A 15,551-nucleotide genomic window follows, 5' to 3' on the forward strand; every position below is an offset into this window, starting at 1 on the left:
ACATGGGCGCTCCAAAAGAAGACACTCTCGCAGTCCGCATTTCCAGGACGCTGGCCGACCGCATCATCGCAGGCAAGATCGAGCCCGGCTCACGGCTCCGCCAGGATCACATCGCCGAGGAATTCGGTGCCAGCCACGTTCCCGTGCGCGAGGCCTTTCGCAGGCTGGAGGCACAGGGCCTCGCCGTCAGCGAACCGCGCCGGGGCGTACGCGTCGCCAGCTTTGACCTCGCCGAAGTGAAGGAAGTGGCGGAAATGCGCGCGGCCCTCGAAGTGCTGGCGCTCCGCCATGCCGCGCAGCATCTCACCCCGGCCATTCTCGATGCGGCCGAAGAAGCCACCAAGGCTGGCGACAATTCGCGCGATGTGCGCTCCTGGGAAGAGGCGAACCGGCGCTTCCACCGCCTTATCCTGGAGCCCTGCGCCATGCCGCGACTGATCTCGGCGATCGATGACCTGCACGCCGCCAGCGCCCGTTTTCTGTTCGCAGCCTGGCGGTCGGACTGGGAAGCGCGCACCGACCATGATCATCGCGCCATTCTTTCCGCCCTGCGCAAGGGCCAGATCGAGGCCGCCTGCACCACGCTGGCGGGCCATGTCCAGTGGATCGGCCACCGGCCCCAGAAGTCGGCCAGCGGCGGCATTCGCGACGCTTTCGCGATTGTCGGATAAAATATCTATAATCCTGTTGCGACTCGTTTCCTTTTGTGGATTCAATGTAGATATAGATCATAAATTATCTATAATTTACGAAAGGAACATCATGAGCGAGACCCTCACGCTGCGCGGCGTCAAGCCGCGCGACGCGGTGAAAACCGTTGCAACCATCATCGCGGGCGTCGCCCTGATCACGCTATGCGCCAAGCTGCGCATTCCGTTCTGGCCGGTGCCACTGACCCTGTACACGCTGGCGGTCATGGGCATCGCGGTCGCCACCGGCCCACGCATGGCGACAGCCACCTTCCTCGCCTTCCTGGCGGTTGGCGCCGCCGGAGTGCCGGTGTTCTCAGGCTCGCCGGAACGCGGTATCGGCCTCGCCTACATGATGGGACCGACGGGCGGTTACCTGCTGGGCTATCTCTTCGCCAGCTGGTTGACCGGCTGGCTGGCTGAGGGCCGGCAGATGTTCGGGCGCGTCATGGCCATGCTGGCCGGCCTCGCGGTCACCTATGCAGTCGGCCTGCCCTGGCTCGGCTTCTACATCCCCGGCAAAGATGTCATTGCTCTCGGCTTCACCCCGTTCATATTGGGCGACCTCATCAACATCGCCATGGTCGCCGTCGGTTCGGCCATGATCCCGGCACGTCTGCTGGGGAGGATCGGCCGATGAAAGCGTCCACGACGCCGGATCACTCGTCACTTGCCGAGATGGGCGATGTCCGTACCGATTGGACGCAGGCAGAAGCGGAAGCAGTCTACGCCTTGCCCCTGCCCGACCTGCTCCATCGGGCACAGAACGTTCACCGCAGCCGTTTCGACCCGACCGTGGTCGAAACGGCCAGCCTGCTCAGCGTCAAGACGGGCGGTTGTCCGGAAGATTGCGGCTACTGCTCGCAGAGCGCGCATCACCAAACCGGCGTCAAGGCAACCAAGCTGATGGCAGTGGAGCGCGTGATCGAGGAGGCAAAGCGCGCAAAAGCCGGTGGGGCGACACGATTTTGCATGGGGGCTGCCTGGCGCAGTCCGAAGGACCGCGACATGGACCGGGTTTGCGCCATGATAGAAGGCGTCAGGGCGCTGGGCATGGAAACCTGCGTGACGCTCGGCATGCTGACCAGGTCCCAGGTCGAACGGCTGAATGAATCCGGCCTCGACTACTACAACCACAACATCGACACCTCGCGGGAATATTATCCCGAGATCGCCACCACCCGCACCATCGACGACCGCCTGGAGACGCTGGCGCTGGTACGCGCGGGTGGCATCAAGGTCTGCTCCGGCGGCATTGTCGGCATGGGCGAGACCATGGCAGACCGTATCGCCATGCTGGTCATCCTGGCGACGCTGGAAACGCATCCGGAAAGCGTTCCGATCAACATGTGGAACGAGGTCGAGGGCACGCCGGTGATGCAGAAGAGCCAGCCGGTCGAACCGATCGCCTTCGTGCGTCTGGTTGCGCTGGCGCGCATTCTCATGCCGGAAAGCGTGGTGCGGCTTTCAGCCGGTCGCCATGCCATGAGCGACGAGTTGCAGGCGCTCTGCTTTCTGGCCGGTGCCAACTCGATCTTCACCGGCGACGTGCTTCTGACCACCGGCAATCCGGAGCGCAACAAGGATTTCGCGCTGCTGAAAAAGCTCGGCATGCGTGCTGCCGAAGCGCCCGTCCATGCACGCGCAGTTGATCAGCCGGGGCAAGGCAGCAGATCCCGCCCTCTGCCATCCCTGCCCTCGCTCGCGATTGGTGCGCCTTGAGCGCACGCATCGTCGTCACCGGCACCGACACCGATGTCGGCAAGACGGTTTTCGCTGCGGGGTTGACCAGGCTGCTTGGTGCTTCCTACTGGAAGCCCGTGCAGGCAGGACTCGGCGGCGAAACCGACAGCGAAACCGTAGGCCGGCTCGGCGAAATTTCGTCGGGCCGCATCCTGCCGGAGAGATGGCGTTTGAACACGCCCGCCTCCCCGCATCATGCCGCGGCGGTCGATCGGGTTGCTATCATTCCTGAAGACCTTCATCTGCCGGAAATCGGCGGACCGCTGGTCATCGAAGGCGCCGGCGGCCTGCTGGTGCCATTGACGCAGACCACCACCTTCGCCGACGTCTTCTCGCGCTGGAAGGTGCCGGTCGTGCTGTGCGCCCGCACCCGGCTCGGAACCATCAACCACACACTTCTGTCGCTGGAGGCGCTGCGGGTACGCAACGTGCCCGTTCTGGGCGTCGCCTTTATCGGTGACGCCGAACCCGAGACCCAAAGCATCATCGGCAAGCTCGGCGGAACGAGAATCCTGGGCCGCCTGCCCATGCTTGCCCCACTGACCCCGGCGATTTTGCAGCAAGCTTTCGCCGACGCCTTTCACCCTGATGATTTTCTGACCGCTCGATCAACACGGTGAGGTTGAGTGAAGATGGCTACGGAACCACAACCGTGCTGGAACGTTTCTGTGCGTTCCCTGCCGAGGCCAGCGTTCGTTTTTGGCCTCTTTCCATTTTCAGAAAGGCCTTCCGATGCACAATTTGCTTGCGTTCAAGCATGTCGTCGTCACAGCCGAAGTTGGCGACAAGCGTGAAATCTCTTCGCTTTGCGACATGATCGAGTTCCTGACCGAGTGGGCCAAGACAGGCGAGAGCAAGACCTGGGAGATCGCCATGAAGGCATGCAACGCTGCACAATCGGGCGAGCTCGATCCTCAGATCGCACGCAATGCGTTCATCGCCTTTGCCCGCCGCTCCAAGATCCTCGTCCCCGAGGACACCAAATACATCACCGTAAAGCCCAGCGTCGCCGGCTTTGGCGGATTCGCGATGTAGCGGCGCCAAGCGACGAGGTCGCTTGCTGCATTTCGGATGCTGACGTAAGAACTGAGCCAAGTGATTTGCCCGTGTTCGATGGGAATGCCGACCAGCAATGCTCGTTAAGTTCGCCTTTGATCTTATGTGTCAGGGATGTGTCAGCATCTCTCACTCGAGCATGTGGCTGCTGGCCGGCATAGCTGTCGCACTGCTCCTGCAGTGGTTGTGCATCAGCCTCGTGTTGAGCCTGTTTCGCTCTTTCCCGACGCGCGTTCGCAGGTTCCTGGACAGACGCTGACCTCGCCGCCACGGCTATGATGCGGCTGACATCGCCAAGCTTACCCGATCGCAGGATCGGACAAGTTTCGTCAGCGCCGCAAAACAGGTTGACTACTCTCTCCAAGTCATTGAAGTGACAGCCGCGCGGACGTGGCGGAACTGGTAGACGCAAGGGACTTAAAATCCCTCGATCCTCGATCGTACGGGTTCGATTCCCGTCGTCCGCACCACCCCGAAAACTAAATTTCAAACAAATAGATAGCCGGATCCATTGCTGCTGGCACGAGCCGCCGTTCAGCCCTTGGCCAAGCAAAGTTCGAGACTTGCCGAGCCGGCACGCCTCGTGTCCCTGACGCGGGACTGCTGCAAAGCTTACAAATCCGTATGATTGCGGCGACGCGGCCGTAAGCTGCCGCGTCCAATCTGTTCCCCGACGTCCTTCGAACGCTTCTTTCCGGCGGCGGCATCGAAACGGTCGCCGTGCGCAGCATCCGCTTGGCGCGCGCCACGATGATATCGGCGTTGGGAAGCGCGCTCCTCATGACACCCCCTGAAAATCCACCGCGCGTCGAGTTTTCGCGCAGAAAACACTCGATGCTCCGGCAGCGGCTGAACAACTGGGTCCGTACGGCAAAGCGCGTTGTCGTACGGCGCATTTTCCGGCAGGAAATCTCGGCCATCAACTGCGCGCTCGGTATCGAGCCGTTCTGCCACGTTCTTGGGGCCTATCCGGAGATTCCGTTCAAACCGGTGCGCCCCTACCTCGTTGCCGGTCTCAGGCCTGCGGAGCGCGCTGCCGCGGTCATCGGGCACTATGCGGCTGCATTCCGTCTCATGAAGACGGAGGCGTTCGTCCAGAGCCACATCGCAAGCAAGCGGCTGCTGACGCTGCAAGCCGCCGCGGGCGAAATCACGGTGGACCTCACCGGCCAGCAGGGACTGTATCGCGAAGCCGAATGGCGACTTCTGGTGTCATGGGACGGACGAGCCATCGTCGAGATGGGTCTTGCGATCGTCGACAGCCACCTTCTTCGACTTGAAGGAACGATGGGCCCAGTCCTGTGGATCGGTGCCATCAAGACGGTAGCGGCCGGGGCACACGGGCTCGAGGATGCCCGAGCACTGACCAGAAACCTGGCTGGCTTGCGACCCAAAAGCCTGTTGCTGCTCGTGGCACAATGCCTGGCCGCCGGCCTGAAGCTCTCAGGTGTTTTTGCCGCGTCGAACCGGGGCCACGTGTTTGCGACCGACCCCGGACTGCGCCGCCGCATCTCGGCGGATTACGATGGTTTCTGGATGGAATCGGGAGGCAAACGCGTGCAGCCGACGATCTTCCAGCTCCCACAGACCAAGATCCGGCGTTCTCTCGGCGAGTACAAACCCAACAAGCGTGCCCAGATCAGGCGACGACATCAGCTTGAGATCGAGATCGAGCAGAATGTGCATGAGGCCCTCCTGCCACTGCTGCATCAACACTAGCAGCTCGACCTTTCCGACATGGTTTCCTTTCGCGAGCGACCTTGCTAGCCTGTCGCCATGAAAGCGATCGCCCCGAGGCCTCTGGCCAGCGCGTTTCTGCTTGGCTTGCCCTTGCTGGCAGGCTGTGGCTCGATGAGATCGGTTGACCCTGCGCAATATGCGTCGATGAATTGCGCCGAACTCAACGTCGCGCTGGGCGAACTGGCAACCGGAGTGACTTCCACCGCGATCAGCCGCGCCAACATCTCGAACACCCGCATCCCCTTCTGGCTGCCCGGCGGCCAGAAGGCGGTTTCCGTACTCAAGGACCGACGAACAGCGGATATCGAACGCCTGCAGGCGCAGGAAGCAGCCATCGAAGCCAGCCGCAGGCAACGTTGCCCGCGCGAACTTTGAGCCTACGCGCTCGCGTAGCCCTTTAGGCGAGCACGCCCGGATTGAGTTTCAGATGCTGTAGCAACAGGATCGTCTTGGCGTCGATGATGCGCCCATCCAAAATCGCTGCCAGCGCGTCATCGACCGGCATCTCAAGCACCTCGATATCTTCTCCCTCGTCCGGCGCGCCTCCACCTTCGGAGATGCGGTCCGCTGGCGTGTAGCGTGCAGCGAAAAGCCATAGTCTCTCCGTAACGCTGCCGGGGCTCATGTAGGGCGTGAACACGAGCTTCACACCGTTGAGCCGATAGCCCAACTCTTCTTCCGCCTCCTTGCGGATGCAGGTTTCAGGGTCATCCTTGTCGAGCAGGCCTGCACAGACTTCGATCAGCGGCTCCTTGTGGCCGGTGACGAAGGCAGGCCAGCGGAATTGCCGCACCAGAAGCACCGTGCCGCGGTCCGGATCGAAAGGAAGTATGGCGGCACCATCGCCGCGATCGTAGGTCTGGCGCACCTGCGTCTCCCAGACGCCGTCGCGGCGGCGGTAATCGAAGGTGGTCTTTTTCAGAATGGCCCAGTCGTCGGAAAGGATTTCCTGCGAACGGATGCGGATGCGGTCGTCCATGCTTGCCTCGTCTTGGGGGATGCGGTGGGATAGCGTGCAACGGGCCGCACCGCAATGACGTCCGGTCGGCTGGGCCAACAGCCTGCATTGCGCACAATCTGGCGCACAACGCCGCCTTTGGCCTAGAGAGAAAAGACCACATCAAACTGGAGCCATCATGACAGCTGCCCTCTTCCAGCCCATTTCGCTCGATGGCCTCGAACTACCGAACCGCATCGCGGTGGCGCCGATGTGCCAGTATTCGGCTGATGACGGCTCCGCCACCGACTGGCATCTCTACCACTGGATGAACCTTGCCATGTCGGGCGCCGGCATGATCACGGTGGAAATGACAGATGTCGAGCGGCGCGGCCGCATCTCGCATGGCTGCCTCGGCCTCTATTCGGACCACAACGAAGCGGCGGCCAGGCGCGCCCTGGATGCTGCGCGCCGTGTCGCGCTGCCCGGTGCCAAGTTCGGCGTGCAGCTTGCCCATGCCGGGCGCAAGGCTTCCTGCCAGCGGCCCTGGGAGGGCGGCGGTCCACTGAAGCCGGAACAGGATCCATGGCCGGTCGTCTCGGCTTCAGCCATCGCCTACGATACCGGCTGGCAGGTGCCACACGAACTGAGCGATGAGGAAGTGCTGGGCGTCATCCAGCGCTTTGCCGAGGCGGCCAGGCGCGCCGACCGCGCCGGCTTCGACTTCATCGAACTTCACGCTGCCCATGGCTACCTGATCTTCCAGTTTCTGTCGCCGCTCTCCAACCGGCGCACCGACCGCTGGGGCGGTTCGCTTGAGAACCGCATGGGTTTTGCGGTGGAGATCGCTAAGGCCGTGAAGGCGGCAGCGCCCAGGCTGATGCTGGGCGCCAGGCTGTCGGTGAAGGAATGGGTGGATGGCGGCTTCGACGTGCCCGATGCGATCGAGGTCGCAAAGGCCTTGAAAGCCATTGGCCTGGCCTATCTGTGCTGCTCCAGCGGCGGCAATTCTCCGCTGCAGAAACTGCCCACCGGCGCCGGTTATCAGGTGCATCTCGGCGAGGCGGTGCGCAACGCGGTCGGCATCACCACACGCACGGTCGGTCTCATCACCGACCCGGAGCACGCCAATGCCGTCGTCAAGGACGGCAAGGCCGATATCGTCGCACTCGGGCGGGCTTTCCTGGCCGATCCGCGCTGGGGTTGGCGTGCCGCAGCGAGCCTCGGCGAAAAGATCCAACCCGCGCCCCAGCTTGCCCGCGCCGTCACCACCATGGAGCATTGGATCCGTGACGAGGACTAAGCCTTGGCCGCCACTTGCCGGCTAAGGCCGCGAGAGGTTGAAATCCGTCTCAAAGTGCAGGAAAGTCCAGATCAGGAGGAGCGCCGGCACCGGAGGCTTTCATGGCGAAGTTGACCTACAAGATCGTCGAGCATGATGGGGGGTGGGCCTATAAGGTCGGCGACACGTATTCGGAGACCTTTCCGAGCCACTCCGATGCGCTGCAGGCGGCCCAGATCGCTTCCTCCGAACAGCGGATTGCCGGCCAGACCGATGGCATCGAATATGAAGACGCCAACGGCAAGTGGCACTCGGAACTCGCTGACGGACGCGACAGGCCCGACACGGAAGTCCGGGACGATTCCGCGGCCTGACAGCCGAAGACGCTCAGGCTGAAACGCGCCCGCCGAAAGCACGTTCGGCAATGCGGCGGATGAAGCTGGCCACCTGCTCAGGGCCGATGAACTGCGGCATGTGACCGAGGTTGTCTGCGACCTCCAGTTCCAGCCCCTCGATCTTTTCCTTGGCCGGCGTGCCCTGCACGTCGAGCGAGATGATGGGATCGACCCCACCGAACAACAACCCGGACGGTACCTTGATCTCGTTGTATCGCTCCGAAAGGCGCGGCAAATCCATCTCGATCACCGCGAAATCGGTTGCGCTGGCATAGTAGTGGCTGGGGCGCAGCCCGATATAGCCACCATTTTCGGTCATGTAATCTTTCGGCGGCGGGTGCGGCGCAAAGATCAACTCCATCGTCTTCATGCCGTATTTGAGCCCTGCCGGCGCCGAGACCGTATGTGCGAGAATAAAACGCTTCAACGGCGAGGATACAAACAGCGCCTTGAATTCCGGCCTGAGCTCGACTTCCCTGTGTGTGAGCGCCGCCAGGAGCACGAGACCTGAAATCGCTTCCGGATGCTCGACGGCGATCGCCAGAGCCACCGAACCGCCCAGCGAATGGCCGACGATCACCGGTTTCTCGAGGCCGAGTTTTTCCATGAAAGCGCAGACGACTTCCGCCTGTTCGGGCAGGCGGCCGGTCGAACCCCGTGCGCGTGTCGAATAACCGGAACCCGGCCGGTCGAGTGCGATCAGCCGATAGCCCGGCCCAAACACCTTGAACAACGGATGCGTGAAATGATGCAGTTGCGCACCAAGCCCATGCAGGAAAACGATGGGAGGCCCCTCACCGACATCGACGTAGTGAATGCGGTTGCCCTTGATGTCGATAAACTTGCCTGCAGGCGGCATGGTGCGCTCGACCCAGGCGACGATGCGGCGTGTCCTGAAAACGAAATAGCCAACGACGGCGAGGCAAGCCAAGGCGATGGCGGCCAGCAACCAAAGAAGCACTGTCAGCAACATCAGCAGCCTCTAATCCAGAGCTCGTCGCATATCGAGGTTTCGAGATCGCTGCTGTCAAGACAGGCCGAGGCGCATCAAACGGCAAAGCCCGCATGTGCCGGGCAAAACTGTGGAAATCCGGGCTGGCGGCAGCCCGGATTTCCTGCTGGTCCGTAAAGCCCCGCCCAGGAACCAGACCACGCCGCGTCAAGGTAGTGGATAAGCGGCGACCTGGGCATACGGCAAATGACGTATTTCGGAGGGGCACTTACAAAAAACTTCGTCGAACGCTTAGCGGGGAAAGTGCGCTTCGTAACCGGCAGGATAATAACCGCCATCGTCACCGTTGCCGAACAACTGGCCCTCACCGGTTGCGTTGCGCAGGCGCTGCGAGATGTCGTCGAGGCGTGCGAGCAATTCGCGCGATCCGTTGCCTCGTGCCGCCTCGTTCCGAACCTGTGTCGCCTCTGCCTCCAATTCGCGGGCCTTCGCCACGTCGACGAATTTCAACCTGGCTGCGTTACGGGCACCCTGGCTGACACCCTCCGCCTGGTTGAAGATTGCCCGCGCCGCGACGTCAGTTGGAGCCGCGGAGCGTTCTGCCGCCAGCGCGCCGTCGGCGATTGGAACCAAAGCGACAACGGCCGCGATGAGAAAAATCCTGGAAGAAGACATGACTGTTCCTTGGATAATGAGCTGCACCGTCGTGCTCGACATGCCGCTGCCGGATCGTCAGGTTCCACCTGTCGCGATTTCCGCCGGCAGTTCCCGATCCGCGAGCATTCAATGCCGCAGGCAAACCGGTGTTCCACGCTCACACGAATATTACCGGGTGGTCCGCCAACGCCTCCCGGACAAGATGATGCCCGCCCCATCGAAACACGAACGGAGCGGGCATTCTGGACTATAGGCGCGACCTATCGCGGGAAGCTGGAGCTGTATCCGTCGGGGTAGTATCCGCCGTCACCGCCATTGCCGTTGGGCGTCGCTTCGCCGGTGGCGGCGCGAAGGCTTTGCGACACATCATCCAGGCGGGCCAGCAGAGCGCGCGAACCGTTGCCACGCGCTGCCTCGCCACTGATCTGCCGCGCCTCGGACGCAAGTTCGCGCGCCTTCGACGCGTCGATGAGATTGAGCTGTTCGGCATCGCGGATGCCCTGCCCCACCCCTTCAGCCTGATTGTAGATCGTCCGCGCCATGGCGCCGTCCGAGCTGGATACCGCGACGGCGTGAGCCGATAGACGGACATGGCGATGCTCGGCCGCCAACGCACCGTCGGCGATCGGAACCACGGCCACAACCGAGGCCAGAAGAAGAAGCCTGGAAGAGAAAGAAGACATGGGTTGTTCCTATTGCGATTGGAACAAGCGACGTCCGCTCCGCAGCCCGTTCCGCTGCTGGACCGTCTGGTTCCACCTGTCGCGATTTGTCTGCTCGCCGGAAGTTCCCGATCCGCAGGGAAGAAATGCGGCTTTGGAAGAGGTGTTCCAGGCTCACGGAAATATCATCGACCGTGATGAAACCTGGAACACGATGGATCCTGGCATCAGCGCAAAAAAGCGGGCGGCCCGTGCGAGCCGCCCGCCTGCCAGATGCCAGCCGTGAGACGCTCAGCCGAGCAGCTTGGCAGTGATTTCGGCCACGCGCTTGCCCTGGAAGCGCGCGCCTTCGAGTTCCTGTGCGGAAGGCTGGCGCGAACCATCGCCATCCGCGGTCGTGGTCATGCCGTAGGGAGCACCGCCGCGCACCACATCATTGCCCATCTGCCCCTGATAAGCATAGGAAAGCGGAACGATGATCATGCCATGATGCTGCATCACCACCTGCGCGTTGATCAGCGCGAGCTCGGCACCACCGTGCTGGGTTGCCGTCGAAACCATGACCGATCCAACCTTGTTGAGCAGAGCGCCCCTTGCCCACAGCGGGCCAGTCTGATCCAGGAAGTTTTTCATCTGGGCAGCCATTGCACCATAGCGCGTAGCGGTTCCCAGGATAATGGCGTCGTAGTTCTCCAGTTCGAGCGGATCGGCGATCGGCGCTTCCTGGTCGAGCTTGTAGTAGGCAGCCTTGGCGACACCCTCCGGCACCAGTTCAGGCACCCGCTTGATGGTCACATCGGCGCCAGCTTCCCGTGCGCCTTCGGCAGCGGCCTTGGCCATCTGCTCCATATGTCCCCAGCTCGAATAATAAAGCACCAGTACTTTTGCCATGCGGGCATCTCCATACGATTGGACTAAGGGAACGCCGTCGTTCCGTCGCGTCGCAATCTAGTGTCCGGACCGTTCACCGGAAGCCGCCAAATCTGACACGCACTGTTCACCGTTTCAGGGCCATTGCCCGCACCTGGCCGCCGCGCTATTCGACTGAGGCGATTTCGAAGAATTATTGCTGCTGCCGGTGGTGGCCAACCGTCCATCATGCGCGATCTTCGGCCAAAATCGATGCAATAATTCTTCGAAATCGCCTGAGTCCAATCCGGAGTGCACCATGCCAGACATTGTAACAGCCGCCATGATCGTCATCGGCGATGAGATCCTGTCGGGGCGCACCAAGGATAAGAACATCGGTCACCTTGCCGACATGATGACGGCGATCGGCATCGACCTGAAGGAAGTGCGCGTCGTACCGGACGACGAGGACGAGATCGTCGCCGCGGTGAATGCGCTGCGGGCCCGCTACACCTATGTCTTCACCACCGGCGGCATCGGGCCGACGCATGATGACATCACTGCGGATTCCGTCGCCAAGGCTTTTGGCGTCCCTTGCGAATATGACGCCAAGGCGCTCGCCTTGCTGGCGGAGAGCTATGAGAAGCGGGGCATCGAGTTCAATGAGGCCCGCAAGCGCATGGCGCGCATGCCGCGCGGCGCCGAGCACATCGACAACCCCGTTTCCGTCGCGCCGGGTTTCCGTATCGGCAATGTCCACGTCATGGCCGGGGTGCCGTCGATCTTCCAGGCGATGCTGGACAACGTTGTGCCGACACTGAAGACCGGAACCAAACTGCTTTCGGCCACGGTGCAGTGTCCCTATGGCGAAGGCCGCATCGGCGGGCCGCTCGGTGAGATCCAGAAGACTCATCCCGACACGATCATCGGCTCCTATCCGAAATATGCCGACGGTACGTTCTGGACCGAACTGGTCGTGCGCGCCCGTTCGCCCGAGGTTCTGGAAACAGTGCGGGCCGAAGTGGAAGCCATGGTGGCGGGCCTTGCCAAGGAAGGCTGAGTTTGCTGGCCGAGCGGGAACCTGTCCTATATCCTCGACGTTCTGGTGATATCTGAGCCAGTGCTGAAATGTCCGGGTGGACGTCAGCGGTGGACAGACAGTGCAGGAGGGTTCCATGCCGTTCAAGACCATCGTCGCCATCGTGCAGAGCGAACAGGATGCGGAGCGCGTGCTGGATGGCGCCATCGCGCTGGCCTCCCGCTTCCAGGCCCATGTCATTGGCGTCCATGCCGAAGCGCTGCCGATGCCATACACCTCGGCCACAGGCTTCCCGGACACCGAATTCATGCAGGTCTCCGCTGACCTCAACAAGGAGCGCTCGGCGAAGCTGCGGACCGTCTTCCAGAAGAAACTGCAACCTTCCGGCCTCTCCTTCGAATGGCGGGCGGAGGAGACGTTTTCAGGCGACAGTGCACTCTCCAGCCTCGCCAGCGTACGCACCGCCGACATTGTGGTCGCGGCGCAACGCGATGCCGACAGCGACACCAACGCCGATATCGGGTCACTCGTCTACGATGCGGGCCGGCCGGTGCTCGTGGTACCGCACGCCGGGCCGATTGCCGCCAGTTTCCGCCATGTGATGCTGGCCTGGAACGGCAGCCGCGAGGCAGCCCGCGCTGCCTTTGATGCCCTGCCCTTCATGATCGAAGCCGAAAAGGTCGAGTCTTCGTGGTCGATCCCGGCGAGGACAGCGACGAGGAAGGACTGGGAGGAGCCGGAATTGCTGCGGCACTGACCCGTCATGGCGTGAAGGCCAGTGTGGCGACAAGGCAGGCAAAGGGCGGCACCATCGAGGACGCCGTACAGAACCGCCTGATAGAGACCGGAGCAGACCTGATCGTCATCGGGGCCTACAGTCATTCCTGGCTGCACCGGCTGCTCTATGGCGGTGTGACAAGAACCGTGCTGCGCTCCTCGCCGGTGACGGCCTTCCTGTCCCGGTGATGCCGACGTCACAGGCTGACCCGTTATATCGAAGACCAGATCAGTTCAGTCTTGGCATCACCTTCCCACGCTGCTTTTTGAATCAGACCCACAAGGGTGCTGAATTCCTTTGATAGGCCCTGAGCGCTTGCAGTGCCGGACACACATCGACGTCAAGGTTCGGCACACCGCTGATTGCCTTTGGACATGCCGATAGGCACACTATGGGGGTGACGAAGAAGGACAACCATGACACCTACATAGCTGCCGCACCGGAGCAGCTTCGTGCCATGTTGGGTCAACTGCGTGTGCGGCTAGCGCGGGCACTACCAGACGCCGAAGAGGTCATTAAGTACGACATGCCGGGATTTCAGATCGGAGAAACGATCATCGTGGGCTATGCTGCCTTCAGCAAGCAATGTGGTCTCTACGTTGATCCAGGTGCAATTGCCGCCCATGCCGACGAGATCGCTTCCTTGAAACTCAAGGCAAGCAAAACCGGAGTTACGTTTTCGGGAAATCGCCCTGTCCCTGATAAACTGGTTGAGAAGTTGGCCACCAGTTCGCGCAGCAAAAAGGGGCTTTAGCGGCCGTCTTCGGCAATCCAAAGGGTCGGTTTGGAAACCGTTGCAAACCCGGAACTCGGGCATTTAGGCTTGGAATGCCAAGCTTACGAAAGACGCATTTTGTCGGCCATCCGGGCGTTGTCGTCGTGGATATCCTGGCACCAGCCCAATGTACAGACAGCACGCCTCTTGCCAAAGGCGCGGCTTTCCGGCTAATTCCGCCCGCATTCCTCAAATCCTGCGCGCGGCTGGCGCGCCTGCGGAGTGCGTGATGTCCCTTCCCGAAAAGGCCTTTCCAGTTTCCTGGGATCAGTTCCACCGCGACGCCCGTGCGCTCGCCTGGCGGCTGTCCGGCGTCAACGGGCAGTGGAAGGCGATCGTCTGCATCACTCGCGGCGGCCTGGTTCCTGCGGCGATCATTTCGCGCGAACTCGGCATCCGCATCATCGAGACGGTCTGCGTGGCGTCCTATCACGACTACACGTCACAAGGGCAGTTGCAGGTGCTGAAGCAGGTCGAACCCTCGCTGCTCGCCGAAGAGGGAGCAGGTATCCTGATCATCGACGACCTTACCGATACCGGCAAGACAGCCGGCATTGTTCGGGCGATGATGCCAAAGGCGCATTTCGCGACCGTTTACGCCAAGCCGAAAGGCCGCCCCCTGGTTGACACGTTCGTGACCGAAGTCAGCCAGGACACATGGATCTACTTCCCGTGGGACATGGGCTTCACCTACCAGAAGCCGATCGCCGACGACCACGCCGGCTAGACGACGCAGACATCCTTCTTTGTTCCGATGGTCCGCTGGTTCGGGTATCTCAGCTCCGAATCACGGCGGCTGCACGCACCTAAGCCGTCTGTTTCAGGCCCCGGCCAGGCGGCTACATCGCTTTTTGAACCCTGGAGTCACAGTTTTTTCCGCATTCCCGGCCTTTCCGTGGAACTTGTGTGCGTTTTTTACTTTTGTTTCGCAAAATAGCGCCCATATTTCGTGAGACGGCAAAGAAGTTTCGGTTTCTTGGCAGTGGCTTTCGAATGTTGAACGGACCTCTAGCGAACGCCAATCTGGCTGAAAGGGTTAGAAAACTTTTCGGCACGGTTCCGTTGCGCCTTCAGGTTGCTGCCCTGCCCTGGCGTCGGCACAACCGCTCCATCGAAGTGATGCTGATCACCAGCCGCGATACCGGTCGCTGGGTCCTGCCCAAGGGCTGGCCGGAAGCAAGGGAGCCGTTGTGCGAGGCTGCCGCACGCGAAGCGGGCGAGGAAGCCGGCCTGACCGGCACCGTCTCGACGCTCGAGGCCGGCCGCTACTTCTATGCGAAGGCCCTGTCGACCGGGCAACAGGTGCCTTGCGAGGTGCTGGTTTTTCCACTCAAGGTCGTCGATGTCGCCGCAAAGTGGAAGGAGCGGCACGAACGCGAGCGCAAATGGGTGACACCTGTCCAGGCCGCGCGCATGGTCAACGAGCCAGATCTTGGCCAGATCATCGCCCATTTCGGTGAGAACCCGAAACGCTTCGCGGCCTGAAGCGGTCGTGCGCGAGATCAGGCGCTCTCGCTGAATGGCGTCATGCGCTTCTGTGAACCACCGGCGGATGAACCACCCGTACCCGACCATTCGCGCAGCATCTTGAGCGCCGCCGCCTTCAGCGGCTTCCACTCCAGCTCGCCACCTTCGCGCAGCTCGTCGTCCCATTGCTGGGACAGAGCCACGTTCTCGAAACCGTTTTCCGAGTCATCCTCGTTCAACGGCCATTGCGTCTGAGTGGAGCCAGGCACAAGGATGCCGCCCATCGGGGCGGCTGCATAGTCGCAGACCGACGGGTCGCAACATTCGTCGACCAGCGCGGCAAGCAAAATGAGTGACGGCGCGACAAACAGCCCGACGACCTCGCGATCAGCGGACTTGCGGACGAAATAGGCCTTCAACTGTCACCCCAGTTGCGTGACGGCTGTTCCCTCTCAGCCATATTCCCCCGCGTTCCTTTTACGCGTACGGGTCAAACAAGCAAGCCGTTGCGCACAGAATCCTGACGCCAG

General features: G+C 61.8%; 21 protein-coding genes and 1 tRNA gene. 16 read left to right on the forward strand and 6 right to left on the reverse strand.

The features are described 5' to 3' along the window. Positions 1-2 precede the first annotated feature (2 nt). The 8 genes from C1M53_RS30345 to C1M53_RS30380 all read left to right on the forward strand — a co-directional run bounded on the left by C1M53_RS30345 (position 3) and on the right by C1M53_RS30380 (position 5,603). The gene (locus tag C1M53_RS30345; protein ID WP_129415744.1) at positions 3-671 is read left to right on the forward strand and encodes a GntR family transcriptional regulator; all 669 of its coding nucleotides are present in this window, start codon (positions 3-5) and stop codon (positions 669-671) included. A 91-nt stretch (positions 672-762) separates the two neighbouring features. Beyond that, positions 763-1,329 (forward strand): biotin transporter BioY, encoded by a 567-nt coding sequence (locus C1M53_RS30350; RefSeq protein WP_129415745.1) that lies wholly within the window; start codon positions 763-765, stop codon positions 1,327-1,329. A gap of 38 nt (positions 1,330-1,367) precedes the next feature. Further along, positions 1,368-2,411, forward strand: coding sequence for a biotin synthase BioB (gene bioB / locus C1M53_RS30355; RefSeq protein ID WP_129416426.1), 1,044 nt, complete (start codon positions 1,368-1,370; stop codon positions 2,409-2,411). Next, complete coding sequence (bioD, locus tag C1M53_RS30360) at positions 2,408-3,052, forward strand: dethiobiotin synthase (RefSeq protein ID WP_129415746.1); 645 nt, start codon at positions 2,408-2,410, stop codon at positions 3,050-3,052. Before bioB ends, bioD begins: the two co-directional genes overlap by 4 nt. Positions 3,053-3,164: 112 nt before the next feature. Beyond that, on the forward strand, positions 3,165-3,467 hold the full coding sequence (locus C1M53_RS30365; protein WP_129415747.1) for a DUF982 domain-containing protein: 303 nt from the start codon (positions 3,165-3,167) through the stop codon (positions 3,465-3,467). A 405-nt stretch (positions 3,468-3,872) separates the two neighbouring features. Next, positions 3,873-3,958: transfer RNA gene (locus C1M53_RS30370), tRNA-Leu, on the forward strand. 310 nt (positions 3,959-4,268) lie between these two features. Next, complete coding sequence (locus tag C1M53_RS30375; RefSeq protein ID WP_245488357.1) at positions 4,269-5,207, forward strand: DUF535 family protein; 939 nt, start codon at positions 4,269-4,271, stop codon at positions 5,205-5,207. A gap of 132 nt (positions 5,208-5,339) precedes the next feature. Further along, positions 5,340-5,603, forward strand: a complete 264-nt coding sequence (locus C1M53_RS30380) for a hypothetical protein (RefSeq protein ID WP_245488359.1) — start codon at positions 5,340-5,342, stop codon at positions 5,601-5,603. Between the two features lie 22 nt (positions 5,604-5,625). On the opposite strand, the gene C1M53_RS30385 is transcribed toward C1M53_RS30380, so the two are convergent. Then, the gene (locus C1M53_RS30385; protein ID WP_129415749.1) at positions 5,626-6,207 is read right to left on the reverse strand and encodes an NUDIX domain-containing protein; all 582 of its coding nucleotides are present in this window, start codon (positions 6,205-6,207) and stop codon (positions 5,626-5,628) included. 157 nt (positions 6,208-6,364) lie between these two features. Between C1M53_RS30385 and C1M53_RS30390 the strand changes: the two genes are divergently transcribed. Together C1M53_RS30390 and C1M53_RS30395 are read left to right on the forward strand one after the other, a co-directional pair. After that, positions 6,365-7,468 carry an NADH:flavin oxidoreductase/NADH oxidase gene (locus tag C1M53_RS30390; protein ID WP_129415750.1) on the forward strand — a complete coding sequence of 368 codons (1,104 nt, stop codon included), beginning with the start codon at positions 6,365-6,367 and terminating at the stop codon, positions 7,466-7,468. Between the two features lie 101 nt (positions 7,469-7,569). Beyond that, positions 7,570-7,821 (forward strand): DUF2188 domain-containing protein, encoded by a 252-nt coding sequence (locus C1M53_RS30395; protein ID WP_129415751.1) that lies wholly within the window; start codon positions 7,570-7,572, stop codon positions 7,819-7,821. Between the two features lie 13 nt (positions 7,822-7,834). On the opposite strand, the gene C1M53_RS30400 is transcribed toward C1M53_RS30395, so the two are convergent. From C1M53_RS30400 to wrbA, 4 genes are all read right to left on the reverse strand, one after another. Continuing rightward, complete coding sequence (locus tag C1M53_RS30400; RefSeq protein WP_129415752.1) at positions 7,835-8,815, reverse strand: alpha/beta hydrolase; 981 nt, start codon at positions 8,813-8,815, stop codon at positions 7,835-7,837. 270 nt (positions 8,816-9,085) lie between these two features. Then, positions 9,086-9,469: a hypothetical protein gene (locus C1M53_RS30405; RefSeq protein WP_129415753.1), complete on the reverse strand. Its 384-nt coding sequence runs from the start codon at positions 9,467-9,469 to the stop codon at positions 9,086-9,088. Between the two features lie 242 nt (positions 9,470-9,711). Then, positions 9,712-10,134, reverse strand: a complete 423-nt coding sequence (locus C1M53_RS30410) for a hypothetical protein (RefSeq protein WP_129415754.1) — start codon at positions 10,132-10,134, stop codon at positions 9,712-9,714. 270 nt (positions 10,135-10,404) lie between these two features. After that, on the reverse strand, positions 10,405-11,004 hold the full coding sequence (wrbA, locus tag C1M53_RS30415; RefSeq protein WP_129415755.1) for an NAD(P)H:quinone oxidoreductase type IV: 600 nt from the start codon (positions 11,002-11,004) through the stop codon (positions 10,405-10,407). A gap of 277 nt (positions 11,005-11,281) precedes the next feature. Here wrbA and C1M53_RS30420 point away from each other — a divergent pair, with 277 nt between their 5' ends. From C1M53_RS30420 to C1M53_RS30440, 6 genes are all read left to right on the forward strand, one after another. After that, positions 11,282-12,022 carry a competence/damage-inducible protein A gene (locus tag C1M53_RS30420; protein ID WP_129415756.1) on the forward strand — a complete coding sequence of 247 codons (741 nt, stop codon included), beginning with the start codon at positions 11,282-11,284 and terminating at the stop codon, positions 12,020-12,022. Positions 12,023-12,137: 115 nt separating this feature from the next. Beyond that, positions 12,138-12,758, forward strand: coding sequence for a universal stress protein (locus C1M53_RS30425; protein WP_245488361.1), 621 nt, complete (start codon positions 12,138-12,140; stop codon positions 12,756-12,758). Positions 12,759-12,781: 23 nt separating this feature from the next. Continuing rightward, the gene (locus tag C1M53_RS32275; RefSeq protein WP_245488363.1) at positions 12,782-12,967 is read left to right on the forward strand and encodes a universal stress protein; all 186 of its coding nucleotides are present in this window, start codon (positions 12,782-12,784) and stop codon (positions 12,965-12,967) included. A 209-nt stretch (positions 12,968-13,176) separates the two neighbouring features. Next, complete coding sequence (locus tag C1M53_RS30430; protein WP_129415757.1) at positions 13,177-13,533, forward strand: DUF1801 domain-containing protein; 357 nt, start codon at positions 13,177-13,179, stop codon at positions 13,531-13,533. A gap of 250 nt (positions 13,534-13,783) precedes the next feature. After that, a complete protein-coding gene (gene gpt, locus C1M53_RS30435) occupies positions 13,784-14,281 on the forward strand; it encodes a xanthine phosphoribosyltransferase (RefSeq protein ID WP_129415758.1) in 498 nt (165 codons plus the stop codon). Between the two features lie 266 nt (positions 14,282-14,547). Further along, entirely contained in the window at positions 14,548-15,039 is a 492-nt protein-coding gene (locus C1M53_RS30440) for an NUDIX hydrolase (RefSeq protein ID WP_129415759.1), read from the forward strand. A 17-nt stretch (positions 15,040-15,056) separates the two neighbouring features. On the opposite strand, the gene C1M53_RS30445 is transcribed toward C1M53_RS30440, so the two are convergent. Then, positions 15,057-15,440, reverse strand: a complete 384-nt coding sequence (locus C1M53_RS30445; protein ID WP_129415760.1) for a hypothetical protein — start codon at positions 15,438-15,440, stop codon at positions 15,057-15,059. Between the last annotated feature and the right edge of the window lie 111 nt (positions 15,441-15,551).

The organism is Mesorhizobium sp. Pch-S (assembly GCF_004136315.1).
Classification (GTDB): Bacteria; Pseudomonadota; Alphaproteobacteria; order Rhizobiales; family Rhizobiaceae; genus Mesorhizobium.